At 67.3% G+C, this 17,271-nt stretch carries 12 protein-coding genes and 1 tRNA gene; 1 reads left to right on the top strand and 12 read right to left on the bottom strand.

Translation table 11 applies throughout. From position 1 onward, the window contains the following. Window positions 1-96: 96 nt before the first annotated feature. Genes ACE3T8_RS10165 through bioB form a run of 5 tightly spaced genes read right to left on the bottom strand, consistent with a single transcriptional unit; the run spans window position 97 to window position 4,992 of the window. Window positions 97-1,089, bottom strand: coding sequence for a multidrug resistance efflux transporter family protein (locus ACE3T8_RS10165; protein ID WP_374609057.1), 993 nt, complete (start codon window positions 1,087-1,089; stop codon window positions 97-99). Next, the gene (gene bioC / locus ACE3T8_RS10160) at window positions 1,086-2,009 is read right to left on the bottom strand and encodes a malonyl-ACP O-methyltransferase BioC (protein WP_374609055.1); all 924 of its coding nucleotides are present in this window, start codon (window positions 2,007-2,009) and stop codon (window positions 1,086-1,088) included. The genes ACE3T8_RS10165 and bioC overlap by 4 nt, the downstream gene beginning before the upstream one ends. Beyond that, the gene (gene bioH / locus ACE3T8_RS10155; RefSeq protein WP_374609096.1) at window positions 2,006-2,773 is read right to left on the bottom strand and encodes a pimeloyl-ACP methyl ester esterase BioH; all 768 of its coding nucleotides are present in this window, start codon (window positions 2,771-2,773) and stop codon (window positions 2,006-2,008) included. Before bioH ends, bioC begins: the two co-directional genes overlap by 4 nt. A gap of 2 nt (window positions 2,774-2,775) precedes the next feature. Then, window positions 2,776-3,954, bottom strand: a complete 1,179-nt coding sequence (gene bioF, locus ACE3T8_RS10150; RefSeq protein ID WP_374609053.1) for an 8-amino-7-oxononanoate synthase — start codon at window positions 3,952-3,954, stop codon at window positions 2,776-2,778. A 3-nt stretch (window positions 3,955-3,957) separates the two neighbouring features. Next, window positions 3,958-4,992, bottom strand: coding sequence for a biotin synthase BioB (bioB, locus tag ACE3T8_RS10145; protein ID WP_374609051.1), 1,035 nt, complete (start codon window positions 4,990-4,992; stop codon window positions 3,958-3,960). A 109-nt stretch (window positions 4,993-5,101) separates the two neighbouring features. Here bioB and ACE3T8_RS10140 point away from each other — a divergent pair, with 109 nt between their 5' ends. After that, entirely contained in the window at window positions 5,102-5,767 is a 666-nt protein-coding gene (locus ACE3T8_RS10140; RefSeq protein WP_374609095.1) for a ComF family protein, read from the top strand. A 7-nt stretch (window positions 5,768-5,774) separates the two neighbouring features. On the opposite strand, the gene ubiA is transcribed toward ACE3T8_RS10140, so the two are convergent. The 7 genes from ubiA to ACE3T8_RS10105 all read right to left on the bottom strand — a co-directional run bounded on the left by ubiA (window position 5,775) and on the right by ACE3T8_RS10105 (window position 17,262). Continuing rightward, the gene (gene ubiA / locus ACE3T8_RS10135; RefSeq protein WP_374609049.1) at window positions 5,775-6,698 is read right to left on the bottom strand and encodes a 4-hydroxybenzoate octaprenyltransferase; all 924 of its coding nucleotides are present in this window, start codon (window positions 6,696-6,698) and stop codon (window positions 5,775-5,777) included. 248 nt (window positions 6,699-6,946) lie between these two features. Further along, window positions 6,947-7,023 (bottom strand) — tRNA-Arg (locus ACE3T8_RS10130). 118 nt (window positions 7,024-7,141) lie between these two features. Continuing rightward, on the bottom strand, window positions 7,142-8,779 hold the full coding sequence (locus tag ACE3T8_RS10125; protein ID WP_374609047.1) for a M4 family metallopeptidase: 1,638 nt from the start codon (window positions 8,777-8,779) through the stop codon (window positions 7,142-7,144). 19 nt (window positions 8,780-8,798) lie between these two features. Next, window positions 8,799-9,386, bottom strand: coding sequence for a hypothetical protein (locus tag ACE3T8_RS10120; protein WP_374609045.1), 588 nt, complete (start codon window positions 9,384-9,386; stop codon window positions 8,799-8,801). Continuing rightward, a complete protein-coding gene (locus ACE3T8_RS10115) occupies window positions 9,383-9,838 on the bottom strand; it encodes a hypothetical protein (RefSeq protein ID WP_374609043.1) in 456 nt (151 codons plus the stop codon). Before ACE3T8_RS10115 ends, ACE3T8_RS10120 begins: the two co-directional genes overlap by 4 nt. Next, complete coding sequence (locus tag ACE3T8_RS10110; protein ID WP_374609041.1) at window positions 9,835-11,040, bottom strand: TIGR03032 family protein; 1,206 nt, start codon at window positions 11,038-11,040, stop codon at window positions 9,835-9,837. Before ACE3T8_RS10110 ends, ACE3T8_RS10115 begins: the two co-directional genes overlap by 4 nt. Window positions 11,041-11,097: 57 nt before the next feature. Next, window positions 11,098-17,262, bottom strand: coding sequence for a hypothetical protein (locus ACE3T8_RS10105; protein ID WP_374609039.1), 6,165 nt, complete (start codon window positions 17,260-17,262; stop codon window positions 11,098-11,100). Window positions 17,263-17,271: the final 9 nt, after the last annotated feature.

The following is a 17,271-nucleotide window of genomic DNA, read 5'->3' as shown; positions in this document are numbered from 1 at the left end:
CCCCTTCGGGGCCGGCCTTCGGCCGTTCTGCGCGCTGCGCGCTTGTCCTGCCTTCGCAGGGATGACGATCAAACGCAGAGCTGCCTTTCGAGTTTGCTAGCTTCCGCGATCGGTCTGCAACGCCTCGGCCTCGCGCGCACCGCGCCGCGCATCGCGTGCGACGATCCAGGCGAACAGGACGATGCCGGCCACCACCAGCGCAGCGCCGACCAGCGCCTGTCCGCGCGGCCAGGCTTCGCCGAGGAAGGCCACGCCCAGCAGCATCGCGAAGAGGACTTCGGCGGCCTGCATCGCCTCCGCCGCGCCGAGTGCGGTCGCGTTGTCGCGGACCATGCCGGTGGCCTGGAAGAACAGGATCGTGGCAATCACGCCGGCACTGACCGCCACGCCGAGCGCCAGCCAGAGCTGCGATGCCGAAGGCGGTCCCGCCTGCAGCCACGCCCAAGCTGCCAGGGCCAGCCATGCCGGCTGGCTGGCCAGGGTCAGGCCGAACACGCGCTGGGTCGCGTTGAGTTCGATGCCGCGGCGCTCCAGGTGCAGCAGCAACCCGCGGTTGCCGAGCGGATACGCGAACGCGCTGGCGACCACGCACAGCAGCGCGATCCAGCCCTTGGTGTCCAGCGTGCCGCGTGCATGGCCGAACTGCATCAGCAACACGCCGGCGATGATCAGCACGCCGACACCCAATGCCGCACGCGGAATGCGCGCACGTGCGTCGTCGTACAGCAGTGGTGCGCACAACATCCCGGCGACCACCGTGGTCTGGAAACTCGCGGCGACCAACCACGACGGCCCGCTGGCCGCGGCGTAGCTCAGCAGCATGTAGAACAGCACGAAACCGATCCCGCTCCACAGCAGCCATGCCCCGGGTGCGGCGCGGATCGCCCTTGCCACCGGCGCGACGCCGCCCTGCCACGCCATCAACGGCAACAGCAGCGGCAGCATGAACAGGTAGCGCAGCGCCGCGGTCCATGCCCAATGCCCGCCCTCCACGGCCGCGGCGCGATTGAACACGTAGGTCGCGGTGAAGAACAGCGCCGACAGCAGCGACAGCGCGATCGCCAGCAGCGCACGGCGTTGCGGGGTCATCCGCGCCGCCGGATCGGGATGCGCGACAACGGGATCGAGGCCACGTCGACATCGCCCTCGCGCAACGGGGTCCCGGCCTCCGGTGCCCAGGCCATCGCGGTGATGGTTTCCCACGTCGCCGGCAATCCCTGCGCATCACGATGCGTTTCGTAGGCATTTGCCGCCGTGGCGAAGCGCGAGCGCCCGGTCAACGTGTGCCGGCGCGAGGCCAATGCATTCGTTGCGCCGATCGCGCGCAGTTCGCGCATCAGTGCGGGCAAGTCCGGGTAATGCGTGGTCTCTTCCTCGCGGTCCAGCACCGGCTGGCGGAAGCCGGCACGCACCAGTGCATCGCCGAAGCCGGCGATGTCGGCGAACGGGCTGACGTGCGGCGCCGCATCGGCATGGGCGAAGGCATCGCGCAACTCCCACAGGGTCTCCGGCCCGAACGTGGACACCAGCAACAGGCCATTCGGCTTCAGCACGCGACGGAAGCCGGCGAACAGTGCATCGAGATCCTCGACCCACTGCACGCACAGGTTGGAGAACAGCACGTCCACCGACGCCTCCGCCAGCGGCAATGCACGCGCATCTGCACAGACCTGTGCGGGTTTGCGAGCGAAAGGGTTCGACAGCCAGCCCATCGAGCGCACCGAGGTGCCGCGCGCCTGCCGCAACATCGGCAGGGCGAGGTCGAGCGACACGATCTGCGCCTTCGGCCAACGCTTCTGCATCGCGATGCTGGCGCGGCCGGTGCCGCAGCCGAGGTCGAGCACGCGTTGCGGCGGTTCGCGCTGCAACGCGGGATCGTCGAGATAGTCCAGCGATTCCAGCAGACGGGCTTCCACCGCGTGCTGCAGCTGCGCCGCGGCGTCGTAGCTGGCCGCCGAGCGCGAGAACGCGCGGCGCACCTGTTTCGCGTCGAAGAGCGGTGCGCTCATGCGCCCTGCTCCGCAAGGAAATCGAACAGCACATCGGCGACTTCCGCCGCATGGGTCAGGAACGGCGCATGCCCCGCATGTTCGACCTGCACGTAGCGCGAATCCGGCGCGATGCTTGCGGCGTCGCGCATCGCCTGCGGACTCACAAGCTTGTCGCGACGCCCGCCGATCCACAGGCTGGGCACGCGCAATCCAGGCAACACGCCACGCAGGTCGCTGTCTTCGAGCACCTGCAGGCCTTCCGCCAGCACCCGCGGCGATGGCTCGCCATGCGCCAGCACCGCATCGCGCAGCATGCGCAGTTCCTCGCGCATGTGGTCGGAGCCGAACGCTTCCAGCGCGATGAAGCGATCCACCGTGGTGCGCCAGTCGCTGCGCAAGCCCTCGGCGAATCCCCGGAACACATCGGCCGGCATTCCGTTCGGCCAATCGTCCGCAACCACGAATTTCGGGGTGGCGCACAACATCGCCAATGCCGGGATGCGTTCTGGATATTTCGATGCGGCGTGCAGCGCGATCAGTCCGCCCAGCGACCAGCCACACCAAGGCGCATCCGGCACGACGTCGAGCACCGCTTCGGCGCAGGCGGCGAGCGTCAGCGGCACGCCGCAGTCGCGGTTGTGGCCGTGGCCCGGCAGGTCGACGACATGCAACGTGCGATGCGCGCGCATCGCGTCCACCAGCGATGCGAACAGACCGCCATGCATCGCCCAGCCATGCAGCAACACCAGCGGCGGCCCGCTGCCGACGGTGTCGACGCGCAGGGTCATGGCGCTACCGCGTCGCGTGCACGGGAGAGCGCATCAAGCAAGCCATCGACCTGCCATGCGTCGTGTGCGGCGCTCAGGGTGATCCGCAGGCGCGCGCTGCCCCCCGGCACGGTGGGCGGACGGATCGCGGCAACCCAATAACCTTGCGCTTCCAGTGCCGCGGCCATCGCCACCGCGTCGGCGTCATCGCCGACCAGCAACGGCTGAATCGGCGTCTCCGAAGCCATCAGTCGAAGTCCACGCGCCCGTGCTCCGGATTTCAATCGTTCGATGTTGGCGTGCAAGCGTTCGCGCAGCCCATCACCCGCGCGCGCGATGCGCACCGCCTCGCGCGTGGCGGCGACCTGCGCGGGTGGCAGCGCGGTGGTGTAGATGTACGGCCGCGCGGTCTCGGCGAGATGCGCGATCAGGTCGGCGTCGCCGACGATGGCGGCACCCGCGCTTCCCAACGCCTTGCCGAAGGTGACCAGGCGCAATGGCACGTCCTTGTTGTCGAGGCCGGCGGTATCGATGCTGCCGCGACCTGCAGTGCCGATCACGCCGATGGCATGCGCATCGTCGATGTACAGGGTGGCCTGTTGTTCGCGCGCAATGGCCGCAAGCGCAGGCAGCGGCGCGAGATCGCCATCCATCGAGAACACGCCGTCGCTGGCGAGCAGTGCCGCACCGCCTGCGTGCGATATCAGTTGTCGCTCGGCGGCATCGGCATCGGCATGCGGATAGCGCTTGTGCGCGCAACCCGCGAGCCGCGCGGCATCGATCAGCGAGGCATGGTTGAGCCTGTCCTGCACGCAGGCGTCGCCGTCGCCCAGCAATGCCTGCACCACCGCGAGGTTGGCCATGTAGCCGCTGCCGAACAGCAAGGCACGTGGTGCCTGCAACCAGTCGGCGAGTTCGGTTTCCAGTGCGGCATGTTGCGCACCGTGCCCGCAGACCAGGTGCGAGGCGGTGCTGCCGGCGCCTTCGCCGGCCGCATCGCGCAATGCGGCGATCACCCGCGGATGCTGCGCCAGGCCGAGGTAGTCATTGCCGCAGAAGTTCAGCAGCTCGCGCCCATCGACCTCGCAACGCACGCCTTCGCGGCGCGCGACTGTGCGGATGCGACGCCGCCGATGCGCGGCCTCGCGCTGCGCACGCAACGCGAGCACGCGTTCGCCCAACGACACCCGCGACATCGCTCAGGCCGCTTCGGTGATGCCGGCGTGGACCGTGGTCGTGCACGCGTCGATGCTGTCGTCCTTCGCCCCCTCGACCTGCATCGGTCGCAGACCCAGGCGCGCGAACAGCGCCATGTCGCGCTCGGTGTCGGGGTTGCCGGTGGTCAGCAGCTTCTCGCCGTAGAAGATCGAATTCGCACCGGCGGCGAAGCACAGCGCTTGCAGTTCGTCGCTCATCGATTCGCGGCCGGCGGACAGGCGCACCATCGACGCCGGCATCAGGACGCGGGCAACGGCAATACTGCGCACGAACTCGAACGGATCCAGTTCCGCAGTGCCGGCCAGCGGCGTGCCTTCGACCTGCACCAGCCGGTTGATCGGCACCGAATCCGGATGCGCCGGCAGGTTCGCCAGCGTCTGCAGCAAACCCGCGCGCTGTCGCCGCGATTCGCCCATGCCGACGATGCCGCCGCAGCAGGTCTTCATGCCGGCATCGCGCACGTGCGACAGGGTGTCGAGGCGATCCTGCATCTCGCGGGTGTGGATGATGTCGCCGTAGAACTCGGGATCGGTATCGATGTTGTGGTTGTAATAGTCCAGGCCTGCGTCTTTCAGCGCATGCGCCTGTTCGCTGGAGAGCATGCCGAGCGTCGCGCAGGTTTCCAGGCCGAGCGCCTTGACCTCGCGGATCATCGCCGCGACCTTGGGCACATCGCGATCCTTCGGCGAGCGCCAGGCCGCGCCCATGCAGAAGCGCGACGCACCGGCGGCCTTCGCCTGCCTGGCCTTCGCCACCACGTCCTCGGTGGCCATGAGCTTCGTGGCATCGACGCCGGTGTGGTAGCGCGCCGCCTGCGGGCAGTAGCCGCAATCCTCCGGGCAACCGCCGGTCTTCACCGACAGCAGGGTGCTGACCTGTACTTCGGCGGGATCGAAGTGCTGCCGGTGCGCGCTGCCGGCGCGATGCAGCAATTCGGTGAACGGCAGGTCGAACAGGGCTTCGACCTCGCTGCGCGACCAGTCGTGGCGGACGGGGAATTCACTGATGTGGGGCATGGGAGTTTCCCGACAGACACTGCACGATGAGATCGGCAGTCTGGAATGCATGGCCGGCACCGTCAACCAATCACTCCCCGGAAAAGTTGACGGCTGCCTGGCCGCCCCGATGCCCTGGCTGTTCGCGCTGCGCTGCATGGTGTGTGGCGAACCCGGGGCGCACGGCCGCGATCTCTGCGTTGCCTGCCACGCCACGCTGCCCTGGCAAGGACCGGCCTGCCTGCGCTGTGCCCTGCCGATGCCGCAGCCCGGAACCTGTGGACTGTGCCTGCAGTCACCGCCACCACTCGGCGAGGCGCATGCGGTGTTCGATTACGCCTTTCCGTTGGATCGGCTGCTGCCGCGGCTCAAGTTCCATCGCGACTTCGCCGCAGGCCGGGTCCTGGTGCAATGCATGACCGACCGACTCCCGTCCTTGCCGCGTCCCGACGCCGTCATCCCGATCCCGCTGCACCGCGCGCGCCTGCGCGGCCGTGGCTACGACCAAGCGCTGGAACTGGCCCGCCCGCTGGCGCGCGCGCTGGGCATTCCGCTGCTCGACCGGGCACTGCGACGACGCATGCGCACCCGTGCGCAATCGCGCCTCGACGCCGATGCCCGCCAGCGCAACCTGCGCGACGCATTCCATGTCGATGCGCGGATCGCGTTGCCGGCCCACGTCGTGCTGGTGGATGACGTGATGACCACCGGCGCCACCCTGCATGCCGCGGCCCGCGTGTTGCAGCGGGCTGGCGTGCAACGGGTCGATGCCTGGGTCTGTGCGCGGGTCGCGTGACCCGCTTTCAGGCGACAGCGGCGGTGCCGCGCAACCCGAAATCCGCGGCGATGCCGGCGAACACTGCCATGCCCACCCAGTGGTTGTGCACGAAGGCACGAAAGCAGGCATCGCGCTCGCGACCGCGGGCGATACCGAACTGCCAAGCGACCAGCAGCATGGCAAGGCCCAGGCCGCCCCAGTAATACATCCCCATACCCGCGTCGCGCCCGACCAGTGCCAGCGCCGCGAACATGCCCGCGTACAGCACGCCCTGCGCGACCAGGTCCATGTCGCCGAACAGGATCGCCGTCGACTTCGCGCCCATCCGCAGGTCGTCGTCGCGATCCACCATCGCATACCAGGTGTCGTAGCCCGTAGCCCAGAAGATGTTGGCGACGTACAGCACCCAGGCGATCGGCGGCACCTCGCCGGTGAGCGCGGCGAAGCCCATCGGAACGCCCCAGCCGAAGGCCATGCCCAGGTAGACCTGCGGCAGGTAGGTGTAGCGCTTGAGGTAGGGATAACTGGCAGCCAGCAGCACGCCGACCACGCTCATCCAGATGGTCAATCGGTTCAGGGTGAGCACCAGCGCGAACGCGACCAGCATCAATACGGCGAAGACCGCGAGCGCTTCCTGGCCGGTGACCGCGCCGGTCGCCAGCGGTCGCTGTTTCGTCCGCTCGACGTTCGGATCCAGCCAGCGGTCGGCGTAGTCGTTGATCACACAACCGGCAGAGCGGGTCAGCCAGACACCCAGCGAGAAGACTACCAAGGGCCAGAGTGGTGGCATGCCCTTCGCCGCAAGCCACAGCCCCCACCAGGTGGGCCACAGCAGCAACAGCCAGCCGATCGGCCGATCGCCGCGCACCAACGCCCAGTACAGGCGCAAGCGCTCGCGCCACTGGGGTTCGGCAACGGGTCGCTCGGCGAAGTCGCGGTCGTGGGGCATCGAACCTGCGAAGGATGGCGAGCCCGGAGGGGTGAGCCGTCGCGCTTGCAAGCCATCGGCTTGCGCAACGGCGAACGCCCGAGCGCTGAACGCGAGGGCAGGGGAATCCCGACCTCGTTGCAACATAGTGTATGGCGCGCCCGGAGGGTAAGCCAGCGCTGCTGCAAGCCATCGGCTTGCGCGCTGGCGAACGCCCGAGCGCTGTGCGCGAGGGCGGGGAAATCCCGACCTCCTTGCGACTCAGTGTATGGCGCGCCCGGAGGGATTCGAACCCCCGACCAATGGCTTCGGAAGCCACTACTCTATCCGGCTGAGCTACGGGCGCATGGTCTGCGGCGAACGCCGCGGACGCGCATTCTCGCACGGTTGCAGGGGAGCGTCATCGGCAAACGAAACGGCCCGCTTGCGCGGGCCGTCCGTTCACGCGATGCCGCTGCGCGAGGTCAGTTGACGCTGACCGCGCTCCATGCGGCGGCGACCGCGTTGTACTGCGTGGAACCATTGCCGTACAGGTCGGTCGCGGCGCTCAGCGTTGCCGCGCGGGCGCCGGCATAGTTGGTGCTCGAGGTCATGTACACGGTCAGCGCGCGGTACCAGATCTTGCCGGCGGCCGCACGGCCGATGCCGACCAGGCTGGTATTGCCGTTGCAGACGATCGAGGACGCGCTCAGGTTGGCCCAGGTGCCTGCGCCGAAACCGGCCGGAACGACCGCGCCTTCCGCCAGCAGGTAGAAGAAGTGGTTGCCGATGCCGGAACCGCCGTGCACCTCGTACGTCGGCGTGGTGGCCGGGTCGTAGCAATCCTGCGAGTAACCGTTGTCCAGGCTGGGCTTGAACATGTAACGGATGGCCTGCGACATGTTGGCGTTGTTGAGGAACAGCTCCTCGCCGATCACGTAATCGCCCGGATCGTTGGCGTTGTTCGCGTAGTACTCGACCAGGGTGCCGAAGATGTCCGAGGTGGACTCGTTGAGTGAACCGGACTCGCCGCTGTAGATCAGGTCGGCGGAGCGACTCGTCACACCATGCGACATTTCGTGGCCGGCGATATCCAGCGCAACCAGCGGCAGGATCGTCGCGCCGTTGTCGCCGTCGCCGAAGGTCATGCAGAAGCAGCCGTCGCTCCAGCTGGCGTTGGCATAATTGCGGCCGTAATGCACGCGGCTGATCGCACCCACGCCGTCGTTGCCGATGCCCAGCCGGCCATGGATGTTCTTGAAGTAATCCCAAGTGGTGGCCACGCCGTAATGGGCATCGGCCGCCGCGGTCTGCGCATTGCCGACCAGGAAATTGCCCCAGACATTGGTCGTGCCGGTGAACACCGCGCCCATGCCAGCGGTCTTCATCGACATGTTGTGGGTCTTGCCGCCGCCGCGGGTCGAGTCGACCAGCTGGAAGCTGGTGCCGCACTTGGTGGTGTTCAGGACCACGGTGCCGGAGGTGAGGCTCTTGCCGCTGCCGACCGCGGCGGTCGCGCCGCTGCAGCTGCTGCCGCCCGGGCCGGGCTTGGCGGTGTGCACGGTATCCCACTGGTCGAGGATGCGGCCGCTGCGCGCGTCGACGAAGTAGTGCATCTCGGTTTCGGTCTGGTCGGCCTTGACGCCCTTGAACACGACTTCATGGGCGAGCACCGGGCTGGCACTGCGTGCGTAGACCACCAAACGGGAGGTCGGCGCGCCGAAGAACTTGCTGCCGAAACGGGCACCGGCTTCCACGATCGCCTCGTCGCTGCCGAAGGTGGCGACCAGGTTCGGGCGCGCCGCGCTCTTCAGGCTCTGGCTCACGTTGCGCAGCTTGCCGTTGCGCGAATGCATCACGAAGTCGCCGCCGATCACCGGCAGGCCGCGGAAGCTGCGCTGGAAGCGCACATGCTCGGTGCCGTCGGCATCGACGATCGCCTCGCGCGCGGCGAACACGTCGCCGTTGGCGGCACGGATGGCGCTGGCGCCGTTCGCGCCCAGCAGCACGTTGGCGCGGCTGATGGCGGCTGACTTCAGGTTGCCGGCAGCCTCGGCGGGGATCGCCGAAAGGGCGAGGCCGGAAGCGATGGCGAGGCTCAACAAACTCATCTGGGCTTTCATGGCGCGTTCTCCGTGGTGATCAGGACCGGCCGTTACCGTGCCGGGGAATGGATGGTGCGGGCCGGGCGCCGCCGACGCGGCGTGTCCCGGGAACGGCGGCGGGCGCGCGCAATGGCGTGGGCGCCAGCAGCACCGCGTCCTCGAAATAGGACACGCGCAGCTGCAGGCCGCGCGGCGAATAGCCGATGAAGGTGGCGTCGAAGCCCGGCTCGTGCGCGCGCTTGTAGGCCGCTGCGATCTTGGCGTTCTCGACCTCCAGCAGGATGCCCAGCGACTCGGCCTTGTCCAGGCCGGCGTTGTAGTCCTGCAGGATCTGTTTCGCGCGGCGGTAGAACGCCAGTTCCTGGTGCTGCCCGCGCAACGACCTGGCGAAGAACTGGCGGTAGTAGTACATCGGCTGGCGCAGGCGCGGCAGCACCTTGATCATCGCGGTGGCCACGCCGCACAGCGCGCCATCGGCATCGCGGGCGATGCACACCGCCTGCTCGGTGCGACGGGTCGCGGCCGCCTCGTTCTGGATCGCGTTCTGGTCGCGCCAGAACGCCACCAGCTCCGCCGCCAGTTCGGGCGACAGGGCCTTCCAGACCGGGACGATCTCGATCTTCACTTGGCGGCGGCCTTGCCGGCATCGGGCGCAAGCGCCTGCACCAGCTTCACGTACTCGCCGAACCCCAGCTTGCCGTCGCGGTTGGCATCGAACACCGACATCTGCGGCGCCTTCGCGCCGGCATTCTGGACCAGCTTTAGGTTGCCGTATTCGGCCGGGTCGATCGCATCGTTCTTGTTGGCGTCCACCGTGCCGAACTGGTGGCGCAGGCGTGCCTGCAGCTCGGCGGCGCGCTGCACCTGCTGCCAGCCGGTGCGGAATTCGACCAGCGACAGGTTGCCGTTGCCATCCTTGTCCCAGGCCTTGAACGCGTCCGCGGCCGGATCCTGCGCCGGGCGCGCCTGTGTCGCCGGCGCGGGTTTCGCCGCCGCCGACTGTGCCGCCGCTTGCTGCGCGCCGAGCAGCAGCATGCCGCCGGTCAACGCGAGCAGGGTGTTGCGGATCTGGTTCATGCGGCGCTCGCCTCCGCTGCAGGCAGGTCGGATTCGAAGGTAATCAGGTCGCGGATCTCGGCGGTGCGCAGGCCGATCATCATCGGGTTCTTCACGTTCGGCAGGAAGGCGATGTCGAAGATTTCGCTGATGTCGCCCTCGAAGCGGATCCAGTTCATCACGTCGCCATTGGTCAGCGAGATGATCTGCACGCCGCACCATGGCTCGGCGTCGCGCTTCTTCAGCTCGTCGTCCAGCTGCAGGCCTTCGAAGCGCTGGTTGCGCGGTTTCGACAGGCCCACCGCGGCGACGTTGCCGATGATCGACAGCCCGCGCGCGAAGCCGGGCACCGAGGCATGCGGCACGAACGCCTTCTTCTCGAAGTCGACCCAGCCGAGGTGGCCGGTGCCGGCATTGAGTACCCACAGCCGGCCGTTGTGCCAGCGCGGCGAATGCGGCATCGACAGGCCTTCGCAGACGATCTCGTCGGTCTGCACGTCGATCACCACGCCGCCGTCGCGGCGGCGGTCGCGCCAGCCATCCACGCTGTCGCTCTTGCACACGGCGGTGACGTACTTCGGCTCGCCATCGACCATCGCCAGGCCGTTCAGGTGGCACCGGTCCTCGGGCGCCAGCTTGCTGATGAAGGTTGGCTTCCAGATCGCCTTGAAGCTGTGGGTCTGGCTGAGCTCGGACAGGCAGGAATACTTCGTGTTGACGAAGACCACCTTGCCGTTCTTGCGGATGCCGAGTTCGTGGATGTCGAGGTCGCCGATGGTCTGGGCGTTGCGCGGGACATAGCACTTGTCGAACTGGCCGTGGATGACCTCGTTCGGGCGCAGCACGTTCTCGAAGCGCCACAGCTGGTACAGCCCGCCCAGGTAGATGCGCTGCGCGTTGCCGACCACGCCCATCGCACGCTCGAAGATGCGCTCGAAGAACGAGACGCGGCCCTTCTGGTCGCTGCCGACCAGGTAGATGCGGCCGGTCTGGTATGAGGTGATGGCCAGCGAGAGCCGATGCTGGGCAAGCCAGCCGGCCAGCCCGCGCGAGCAGGATTTTTCGACCTTGAGCTTGGTGATGTCGAGCGGCTTCTTCTGCTCTGCACCGGCCGGTGCCGGCACGTCGGCGGACACCGTGTCCAACCCCGTTTCCAGTTCCGGCTTGTCCTGCTGTCCCTGGACCTGCGGTTCTTCCTGCGTGTTCTCGTTCGTCACGTGCATCCCGACTGCTCTACTGCAAGACGACGGGCCCGGATCCGGGCCCGCCCCGTCAATCAATTACCAGGCGAAGCGGATATTGGCCTGACCGCTGACCGCGCTCTTCACCACCCCACCGTCGGTCCAGTTGGCGCCGAGGGTGAAGCCCCAGCCGCCGGACTGCAGGCCCAGGCCCAGTTCCGCCATCGCACTGGTGCCCTTGGTGCTGGTGGCGCCGAAGAAGTTGTTGCCCACGGTGTAATTCATCTCGCCGTCGAACTCGCGGATCGCGTTGAGCGAGCCGTACGGCGTCCAGCGCAGGTTGCCGGAGGTGAAGGTCTTGTTGATCTCCACGCCCACCCGGCCGCGTTCGGACGTGCCGCCGTGGCCCTCGAAGGTCGCGCGGTCGAACGCGATCGCGCGGATGTCTTCCACTTCGGTCCGCGTGTACTGCAGCTGCGGGACGATGTTGAAGCCGCCCACGGCCCACTCGTAACCCGCTTCCAGGCTCTTCGACGAGGTGTGCGCACGGGTCTGCAGCAGGCCGGCGATCGAGGTCGATTCCACGTCCACCGCCATCTGGCGATGGGTGAAGTCGACATAGAAGCCCTGCGGCACGTACCAGGTCGCATACGCGCCCCAGGTCATGCCGTCCATGCGGTTCTGGCCCATGCCGGCACCGGTCAGGCGCTGGCGGCTGTCGGCCGTGCCCAGCACCACGCCGGCGTGGAAGTTGCCGAACAGGTTGGCGTTGACGCCGACCTCGCGGCCCCAGCTGGTCTGGTCGAAGGCGAAGTTGCCGCCCTGGCCGAAGTTCGCCGCCACGTGCGCCTGGTCGACATCGCCTTCGCTGGTGTAGACGCGGACGAAGGCGCTCATCACCTTGCCGGCATCGCCGTACGGGTTCACGCCCAGGCGCTGGCGGAAGGTGCCGACCTGGTCGTTGAGGAAGCCGGCCGCACCGGACGCCACCGAAGCCGCCAGCGAGCCGCTGTCGCTCAGGCCGACCACGTCGACGTTGACCGAGAACAGGTCGGGTGCCGTGTTGGCCGTGTTGATCTGGCTGCTGACGGTCAGGTCCAGGTCGAGGAAGTTAGCCGGGCTGTAGCCGAAGATCTGCCCGCCGACGAAGTTCGACGCCACCGACGTGCCGCTGACTCGACCGAACACCGCCGAGGTACGCGCGGTAGTCGGCAGCCCCGCGAACGCGACGTTGACCGTCTGCACCGCATTGGCCGCGACGTTGCCGGTCACCAGCAGCTGATCCGCGGTGCCGGTCGGCAGGCTGAGGTCAATGTTCAGCGCGCCGGTGCCCGCCAGCGTACCGGTCAGGGTCAGGGTGTCGTTGGCCGCGCCGTCGATCAGGTCGATGCTGTTGACATTGGTCAGGGTGCCGCCGACGCCCACGTCCACCGAGCTGCTGCCGAGCACCTTGAGGATGCCCGCGTTGGTGAACGCGTTGGTGCCGGCGCCCATCGTCACCGTGCCGCCGGTGAGGCGGAACGTGCCGAAGTTGGTGATGGTGTCGTTGCCGGCCTCCATCGCCACCGTACCGCCGACCACGTCGACCAGGCCGCCTGCTGCATTGGTGAAGCTGTCGTTGCCGTCGCCGAAACTGATGGTGCCGCCGGTACCGGTCCGCACCGTGCCGGCATTGGCCAGAGTGTCGTTGCCCGCGCCCAAGGTGATCGCACCGGTGAGGATGTCGACCAAGCCACCGGCCAGGTTGTTGAGGGTGTCGTTACCGTCGCCGAAATCGGTGCTCTGGGTGCCGCCCGTGCTCCACACACCGCCGCCGCCGTTGTTGAACACGTCGTTCCCGGCGTAAAGGGCGAGCGCACCGGTGATGCGACCGCTGTTGTTGATGGTATCGACCGTGTCGCTGCCGAGCACGGCGAACGCATCACCATCGGTGCCCACGACGCTGATGACGCCGGTGGCGGCATTGTTCAACGTGCTCGTACCGTACAGCGACTGCATCAGCACGGCTGCCGCATGGCCACCCGCATCGGCGCTGGCGGACACACTGCCTGCGTTGTTGATGGTCACGTTGCCATCGGCGTTGGCGAAGATGCCGTAGGCATAGCTCGGGGCCGACGCATGGACGTGGCCGGCGCTGCCATTGGCGACCGTGACGGTGCCCAGGTAGGACTGGGCGGCGATGCCGTAGGCGCCGTAGTAGCCGGTGGCCTCGACCGTGCCGCTGTTGGAAACCGTCGTGTTGCCGGCCACGGAGTAGCCGGTGATGCCGATCGCGGTGCCATATTCCGAACTGGCGGTGATCTCGCCCGAATTGGCGACCGACACATTGCCGAGCCCGCTGTAGGCCTGGATGCCGACGCCGCCGCTCAGGACGCCCTCGACCGCGATGTCGCCGGCATTGGTCACGCTGACGTTGCCGTATTCAGAACGCCCCTCGATGCCGATCGTGACCAGCAGCGAATACGCCTCGATCTCGCTGGACGCCGTCGTGGTGACCGTGGTGCCGTAGAAGGAGCGCGCCGCAATGCCGGTGGCGGAGTAGATGCCGAACGCGTAGATGCTGCCGGAGTTGGCGACCTGCGCGTATTCGCCGCTCGCCAGGATGCCGTAGGCGTCATCGCCGATGTAACCGTTCACGCCCTCGACGCTGGTCCAGATGTCGCCGCTGCTGTTGACCGACGCGGTGCCATAGTCGGCTCGGGCGAAGATGCCCACCGCCACGTTGCCGCCGGTGATCGCTTCGATCGAACCGGTATTGGTGACGTTGACGTCGCCCAGACCCGCAAGGCCGAAGATGCCTGCCGACTGGCCATAGGCGTAACCGGAAATCGCGCCGTCGTTGGTGACGTTCACGTCGCCGTTGTTGGCGTAACCGAACACGCCCCAGCCACGGCCACTGTAGGAGTAGAAGCCGAGCTCGCCGTCGTCGGTGTTGGTGACCGAGACGTTCCCGGTGCCGGCGGTCGCGTACACACCGAACGCATACTTGCCGCCGTTCGCGTACACCGAACCGCTGTTCTCGACGGTCGCGTCGCCGAAGCCTCGCGCGTCGATGCCGGTCGCCCAGTACTGACTGATGGCATTGATGTCGCCGCTATTGTCGACCATCGCGTCGCCGTTGCCGGCGAATGCCACGATGCCGGTCGCGTTGTAGTACAGCTGTGCACTGTTCGCGACGTTGATGTCGCCGCTGTTGGTGACGCTGGCGTCACCAGCGAAGGACAGCGCGGTGGCGCCGCTGGCAACGCCGCCCGAGTAGACGTCGATCGTGCCGCTGTTGTCGATCGTGCCGTCGCCATCCGCCGACACCACGATGCCGTAAGCACCGTAGCCGTACTTCTGGTTTTGCGAGACGCTGACATTGCCGCTGTTGTCCACGCTGGCGGTGCCGTACAGGCCGCCGGACGTGGCTGCAATGCCGCTGGCACCGAAGATGCCGTCAGCCGTGATGTCGCCGCTGTTGGTCACGTCGACCGAAGCGCCCTCGCCATTGCTGGTGGCGTTGATGCCGGTCGCGACCTGGGTGCCGAAGTAGTACGTGTAGTAGTTCGTCGCGTTGTAGTAGTACTGCAAGCCCGAACCCGCGACGATGTCGCCGCTGTTGCTCAGGCTGACGTCGCCGCCGGACTGCACTTCGATGCCGGTGACGTAGCCCGAGTCGACCGAGATGTTGCCGCTGTTGGTCAGGGCCACGCCGCCTTCGCCGGCGGTCGCGTAGATGCCGAACGCCTGCACGCCCGGCGCGTAGCCGATCACGCCGGAGTAGTCCTGGACCTGCAGGAAGCCCGGGGCGATCACCGTGATGTCGCCGCTGTTGTCGACCGTTGCGCTGTCGTCGCCCTGCGCCTCGATGCCGGCCGCCCAGGTGTAGCCGTAGACCTCGATTGCGCCGGAGTTGGCCACGTCGACGTTCGCGCCGGAGGCGAAGATGCCGTCGGCCAGACCGTAGTACGAGATCGCGGTGATGGCGCCGCTGTTGTCGATGCTGACGTCGCCGCCCACCGAGTAGCCGTAGATGCCGATCGAATCGCCACCCAGCGAGCCGGCATAGATGTCGCCGCTGTTGTCGATGGCGACATCGCCGTAGGCATAGCTGTTGATGCCCTTGGCACCGAGATAAAAACCGGCGGCATCGATGTCGCTGGCGTTGCTCACCGTCACGTCGCCATACGAGGAGCGCGCGTCGATGCCGTACGCCGTGCCCATCGCGAACACGTCGATGCTGCCGCCCGTATTGTTCACCGTCGTGCCGTAATACGAGTTCGCCACGATGCCGGCCACGGCGTAATAGCCGGTCGCCTCGATGTTGCCGGAGTTGCTCACCTCGGCGTAGTTGCCGCGGGCGATGATGCCGTAGGCCACATCGCCGTAGAAACCGTTCACGCCAATCACGCTGGCGTAGATGTCGCCACTGTTGTCGACGGTCGCGGTGCCATAGTCGGCACGCGCGAAGATGCCCACTGCCGCGTCGCCGCCGGTGATCACCGAGATCGCACCGCTGCTGGTGACAGTCACGTCACCTTCCTGCGCAAGGCCGAACACACCCGCCGACTGCCCGTAGGCATAGCCTTCGATCACGCCATCGTTGGCAATGTTCACATCGCCAGTGGCGGCGATGGCCAGCACGCCGAAGCCGGTGCCCGAGTAGGAGTAGAAGCCAATCTCGCCGCCATCGGCATTGGTCACCGCCACGTCGCCGCCCGACGACTGCGCGTACACGCCGTAGGCGTACTTGCCGTTCGCGTACAGAGAGCCACTGTTGGTGACCGTCACGCCCTGCTGGCCCTGCGCGTCCACCGCGCGGGTCGAGGAATAGAGAATGCCGGCCGAGTACGCGGAGACATTGCCGCTGTTGTCCACGCTCGCGCTACCGTTGCCCGCGAAGGCCGTGATGCCGGTCGCGTTGTAATACTTGCTGCCGGTCGTGGCGACATCGATGTCGCCCGAGTTGGTCACGCTGGCATCGCCGGCGAACGACAACACGATCTCGCCGTAGGCTGCGCCGCCGGACGCCACCTGGATGTTGCCGCTGTTGTCGATCGAGCCGTCGCCATCCGCCGACACCGCGATGCCATAAGCACCATAGCCGGCATTGTTGTATTGCGAGACGGCGATATCGCCGCTGTTCTCCACGCTGGCGGTGCCGCCGTAGCCGCCCGAGGTCGCCGCGATGCCGGTTGCGCCGAAGATCGCGTCGGCGGTGATGTCGCCGCTGTTGCTCACCGCAACGTGCGCGCCTTCGCCATTGCTGGTGGCGTTGATGCCGGTCGCAACCTGGGTGCCGGTGTAATAGGTGTAGACCGCCTGGATCGGGTCGTAGTAATAGACCTGGTTAACGTTCAGGCCATTCCCCGCCACGATGTCGCCGCTGTTGGTCACCGCGATGTCGCCGCCGGACTGCACCTCGACGCCGGTGACGTAACCGCCCTGGACCTCGATATTGCCGCTGTTGCCGACCGTCGCACCGCCCTCACCAGCCGTCGCATAGATGCCGAAGGCGTCACCGCCCGGCGTGTAAGCGAACACGCCGCCGGCCTGGTACAGGTATGAATAGACATACCCCTGATAGAAGCCGGATGCCGTCGCCGTGATATCGCCACTATTGGTCACGGAGACCGAATCGGCACCCTGTGCCTCGATGCCGGCGGCCCAGGTGTAGCCGTAGACATCGATCGCACCCGAGTTGGCCACGTCGACATTCGCACCGGAGGCGAAGATGCCGTCGGCCAGGTAGTACCCGGAAAACGCGTACACGTCGGCGGCGTTGTCGATGCTGACGTCACCGGTCGTAGCGTAACCGTAGATGCCGATCGCATCGCCCAGGACCGAGGCGGCCATCAAATCCGCACCCGCGTGGTTGGTGATCTCGACGCTGCCTGCGCTGCTGTAGCCGCTGATGGCGGTCGCGCTGTAATAGATGCTGACCTCGTCGATGGGATCGACGTTGTCGATCACCACGTCGCCGACATCCGACACGTCGATCAGGGTCGGGTGGAGTTCCGGCGGGACTTCCATCCAGATCGGCGGGGCGACGGTCGCCAGGTCGTGCACCGGGGCGAAATCGAGCGTGGTGCGTTCGACCTGCAGGACCTGCGCCTGCGGCACCTTGTGGCCGGCGGCGAAGGCGCCACCGCTGGCACCAAGGGCCAGGGCCATCGCCGAAACGGCCAGCGCGGAGCGCACCGCACGGGTCATGGGGGCCAGCTTGATGGTGCGGTTGCGCTTCGTCTTCGCCGACCCGCTCACGTTACGGATATTGCTCATTTGACCCCC

This window comes from Thermomonas sp. (assembly GCF_041919455.1).
GTDB lineage: Bacteria > Pseudomonadota > Gammaproteobacteria > Xanthomonadales > Xanthomonadaceae > Thermomonas.
This window is presented reverse-complemented; position numbering and strand designations above follow the sequence as displayed.

Excerpts from the sequence above, each read along its gene's own strand:
- ACE3T8_RS10165 (WP_374609057.1), bottom strand. The coding sequence starts at position 1,089 with ATGACCCCGCAACGCCGTGCGCTGCTGGCGATCGCGCTGTCGCTGCTG.
- bioC (WP_374609055.1), bottom strand. The coding sequence starts at position 2,009 with ATGAGCGCACCGCTCTTCGACGCGAAACAGGTGCGCCGCGCGTTCTCG.
- bioF (WP_374609053.1), bottom strand. The coding sequence starts at position 3,954 with ATGTCGCGGGTGTCGTTGGGCGAACGCGTGCTCGCGTTGCGTGCGCAG.
- bioB (WP_374609051.1), bottom strand. The coding sequence starts at position 4,992 with ATGCCCCACATCAGTGAATTCCCCGTCCGCCACGACTGGTCGCGCAGC.
- ACE3T8_RS10140 (WP_374609095.1), top strand. The coding sequence starts at position 5,102 with ATGCCCTGGCTGTTCGCGCTGCGCTGCATGGTGTGTGGCGAACCCGGG.
- ubiA (WP_374609049.1), bottom strand. The coding sequence starts at position 6,698 with ATGCCCCACGACCGCGACTTCGCCGAGCGACCCGTTGCCGAACCCCAG.
- ACE3T8_RS10125 (WP_374609047.1), bottom strand. The coding sequence starts at position 8,779 with ATGAAAGCCCAGATGAGTTTGTTGAGCCTCGCCATCGCTTCCGGCCTC.
- ACE3T8_RS10115 (WP_374609043.1), bottom strand. The coding sequence starts at position 9,838 with ATGAACCAGATCCGCAACACCCTGCTCGCGTTGACCGGCGGCATGCTG.
- ACE3T8_RS10110 (WP_374609041.1), bottom strand. The coding sequence starts at position 11,040 with ATGCACGTGACGAACGAGAACACGCAGGAAGAACCGCAGGTCCAGGGA.
- ACE3T8_RS10105 (WP_374609039.1), bottom strand. The coding sequence starts at position 17,262 with ATGAGCAATATCCGTAACGTGAGCGGGTCGGCGAAGACGAAGCGCAAC.